The organism is Kocuria sp. UCD-OTCP (assembly GCF_000349605.1).
Lineage (GTDB): Bacteria > Actinomycetota > Actinomycetes > Actinomycetales > Micrococcaceae > Kocuria > Kocuria rosea.
The window spans coordinates 1-2,092 of sequence record NZ_AOSQ01000063.1; the positions used below are offsets into that span (position 1 = coordinate 1).

Annotated in this window: 2 protein-coding genes and 1 pseudogene; all 3 read right to left on the bottom strand. The window is 71.1% G+C overall.

What is annotated here, in order from left to right; genetic code table 11:
* A partial coding sequence (locus H488_RS33215; protein WP_150110399.1) for a helix-turn-helix domain-containing protein occupies positions 1–567 on the bottom strand: 567 nt, incomplete at its 3' end.
* A gap of 751 nt (positions 568–1,318) precedes the next feature.
* Positions 1,319–1,723, bottom strand: a complete 405-nt coding sequence (locus H488_RS33220) for a cytochrome c oxidase subunit 4 (protein WP_017834559.1) — start codon at positions 1,721–1,723, stop codon at positions 1,319–1,321.
* A gap of 2 nt (positions 1,724–1,725) precedes the next feature.
* Positions 1,726–2,092 (bottom strand): annotated as a pseudogene (locus H488_RS0119040) (cytochrome ubiquinol oxidase subunit I); the annotation flags it as partial.

Here is a 2,092-nt window from a genome sequence, read left to right on the forward strand (position 1 = left end):
CTCGTTGTCCCAGACCCACCGCCGCGGCACGCCCTGGATCTGCTCGACCACCAGGTGCCACATCCCGGCCAGCAGATCACCGGTGGTGCGCGAGGGAATCATCACCGCGGTGACGAACCGCGAGGAGGAACAGACCATCACCAGCACCGGCGGTGATCCCTGCTGAGCGTCACCCAGCGGGATCCGTGCCGGCGGGAACCACAGATCGCACTGGACCTGGTCCCCCGGCCGGTAGGACAACCGGTCCGCCGGATCGGGCGGGGCGTACTCGCTGCGGATGGCTCGGAGATTGTCCCGGAACCAGGTGATGGACCCCGACCACCCCACCCGCTCGGCCAGCACCGTGGCCGGCATGGACGGGTGCTCGGCCAGCAGCGCCCGCACGACCGGCTCGACATCGGTGAACGCGTTGGGCCCCGCAGACCTCTCGTAGCGCGGTGGCCGGGAGGCGGCCACGGCCTTGGCGACCGTGTTCCGCGAGATCCCCAGCCGCGAGGCGATCTGGGACTTCGGCACCCCCTCGGCATGCAGCCGACGGATCAACGCCCAATCTTCCACAGTGATCACACTCCAATCGTCGAGTGCTCACTTTTCGACCGTCGCATCTGCTCAGTATTCGTCCGGCGTCGACAGGCGTCTCCGAGGCGTCTCCGGCGGCCCCCAGGCCCGGCGGGCTGGTCCGGCACCGGACGGACGCGGGAGGACGCTCCGTGTCCTCTGGCATCGCGGAGCCTGCGGCGCGGCGGTGACGACCCGGTCAGCGTCGAGAACGGTCCCGCGCGGAACACCGAGCCGCTCGAGGCGCACCATGACCAGGCAGAGGACGCAGTACGGACGGTCGCCAGGGTGCACCGCCCGGGGATGGTCGTGCGCCTCGACCTTCGACCGGTGCACCACGTGCCATCCGGCATCGTCCGTCCGATCGCGCCGGAACCCCTGAACGACGCACCGGAGCCTCTGGACGACGCACCGGGCCGCTCGTGGCGGAGTGACCGGGCCGCTGCTCCGGACCGTGTCGTCGAGGTCGCGGGCGGCAGCGGGCCCCGGTTCCCGGGAACCCGGCCCTGGCTCCACCCGAGGTTCTGCCTCGGGCCCTGGGGCACCAGGCACCCGTCGCACGGAGCGTCGTCGCCGGCCTGCTCAAGGGCCTGCCGCGGCAGCGGCTCCCCCGCCGTCAGCTTCGTGCCCGAAGCACGCTGTGGCCCGCTCAGGTCTCCCCCGGGACGGGCCACGGCCGCCCGCAGCGCGGGGACGCGAAAGGCCCCGGACACCTGGGGTGTCCGGGGCCTTGTCGACGGTCGGCGTTCAGCCGCCCGTGTCAGTGGGCGTGGTCGCCGCGGGAGTACTCGAAGATCAGACCGACCAGGCCGAGCACCGCCAGGGGGGCGGCGAGGCCGAGGATCCACCAGCCCATGGCCAGCGCCGTGAACGCGAGGGCGCAGCCGGTCCCGAGCAGCAGGGGCCACCAGCTCCACGGGGAGAAGTGTCCGTACTCGCCGGCGGACTCGACGATCTCGCCGTCGAGCTTGTCCTCGGGGAGGACGCCACCGGTGTTGCGGTTCACGAGCCACAGGTAGACGGCCAGCATGAAGGACATGGCGCCGACGGCCAGCAGCGCCGGGAACCCGACGAGCTCGTCGAACCGCGTGAGGAAGCCGTAGACCACGGCCACCAGGAGGCTGAAGCCCCCGATGAGGATGAACAGTTTGATGGAGAGTTTCATGCTCAGCCCTTCCGCGTGGCGATGGCGCCGTCGTCGACCGGGGACTGCTGCGGGGACTCCGCGGCCAGCTCCGGGTGGTGCAGGTCCAGCGCCGGCCGCTCGGACCGGATGCGCGGCAGCGAGGTGAAGTTGTGCCGCGGCGGCGGGCAGGATGTGGCCCACTCCAGCGATCCGCCGAAGCCCCAGGGGTCGTCGACCTCGACCTTGGTGCCGTTGCGCCAGGTCGTGTAGACGTTCCAGAACCACGGGATCATCGAGACGCCGAGGAGCATCGCCCCGACCGTGGAGATCTGGTTCATCCAGGTGAAGTTGTCCTCCGGCAGGTAGTCCGCGTAGCGGCGCGGCATGCCGTCCACGCCCAGCCAGTGC

Excerpts from the sequence above, each read along its gene's own strand:
- H488_RS33220 (WP_017834559.1), bottom strand. The coding sequence starts at position 1,723 with ATGAAACTCTCCATCAAACTGTTCATCCTCATCGGGGGCTTCAGCCTC.